The sequence below is a fragment of the Pseudomonas sp. AP42 genome, assembly GCF_001728935.1.
Lineage (GTDB): Bacteria > Pseudomonadota > Gammaproteobacteria > Pseudomonadales > Pseudomonadaceae > Aquipseudomonas > Aquipseudomonas lactis.
Window position 1 is genome coordinate 1 of sequence record NZ_LYSO01000217.1, and the last position, 1259, is coordinate 1259.

2 protein-coding genes are annotated in these 1259 nt (G+C 58.8%); one reads left to right on the forward strand and one right to left on the reverse strand.

Going from position 1 to position 1259, the window contains the following annotated elements:
• Nucleotides 1-463 (reverse strand): undecaprenyl-diphosphate phosphatase (locus A7K61_RS30570; protein ID WP_171905513.1); only part of this gene is annotated, 463 nt, incomplete at its 3' end.
• Nucleotides 464-511: 48 nt separating this feature from the next.
• Between A7K61_RS30570 and A7K61_RS30575 the strand changes: the two genes are divergently transcribed.
• Nucleotides 512-1150 (forward strand): GNAT family N-acetyltransferase, encoded by a 639-nt coding sequence (locus tag A7K61_RS30575; protein ID WP_069559022.1) that lies wholly within the window; start codon nt 512-514, stop codon nt 1148-1150.
• Nucleotides 1151-1259: the final 109 nt, after the last annotated feature.

Sequence of the window (1259 nt, forward strand, 5' to 3'; positions counted from 1 at the left end):
GGGCGCGCACTTCAGCCAGGGCCAGCAATACCGCCATTACCACGCAGGAAATGCCGATCACCATCAGCCCGCGCAAGGGTGAGTTGCACGCATTCAAGGTCGACGACAACGCCAGGCCGGCAATGCCAATCGGAACAGTTGCCAGCACAATCGCCACGGCCAGCTTGAACCAGCGGTCATTGTAGTCGCCCCGGCGCACCGCACTGATGCTGCCCGTGGTCACCTGGCGCACATCGCGCCAGAAGTAACTGACCACCGCCGCCAACGCCGCCAGTTGCATGGCCGCAGAAAACGCCGAGCCTGGGTCTTGCCAGCCGAGCAGGGCGGGCACCACGCGCATATGGGCGGTGGACGACACCGGCAGCAATTCAGTAATGCCCTGGATCACGCCCAGGATGAAGATCTGCAGGTAATCCAGGGAGGCAAAGCCCACATCCAGGCCGGCGGTACAGACGTTGGTCAAAATACGTGTCCTTGAGCAATAGGGAGAAACCGGCGAAGTTTATTCTAAATGTTTCAGGATTTCGGCCAAGGCAACTGCTATTTGCAATCGGTTCAGCCAATAGAAAGGATTCGCCAGGCCATTGGCGTGGGCAGCACTTTTGTGAACAATGGCGCCCTGCGTTTTTCCACCGAGAGCCCCATGCCTGAAACCACCGTCGAATTGATCCAGACCGGCCCCGAAGAAGCCGAACTGATCCGCAATCTTTACCAGTACTACGCCTACGAGTCTTCGGACTGGGAACAGGAAGATGTCGAGGCCGATGGGCGTTTCTACATCCACGACGAACACCTGGCCCGCTACTGGAGCGACCCGCAATGGAGCGCCAACCTGCTGCTGGTAGACGGCTACATCGCCGGTTTCCTGTTGATCGAAGGCAGCGAACTACCGGGCATCGACGCCCTGGAACTGGCCGACCTGTTCATCCTCAAGCGCTACCGCCGCAAGGGCATCGGCCGCGCCATCGCCAGCCAGGTGCTGTGCAGCGGCGAGCGCAATTGGTTGGTGCGTTTCTATGATCAGGACGAAGTGTCCCAGGCATTCTGGCGCACCGTGCTGGATAACTTGCCGCGTCCGGTGCAGAGCATTGAACTGGACGATGAACCGCAGTGGGTGAACTACCTGATTACCCGGGCTTCGTTGCATTGACGGGCGGGGCTTTCTCCATCTAAACAACGCTGCAGCGATCAACCGTAACCACGATGCGAAGCGAGCCGCTCTTGATCTGCTCTTAATCTGCTCTTGATCTTGATCTCAA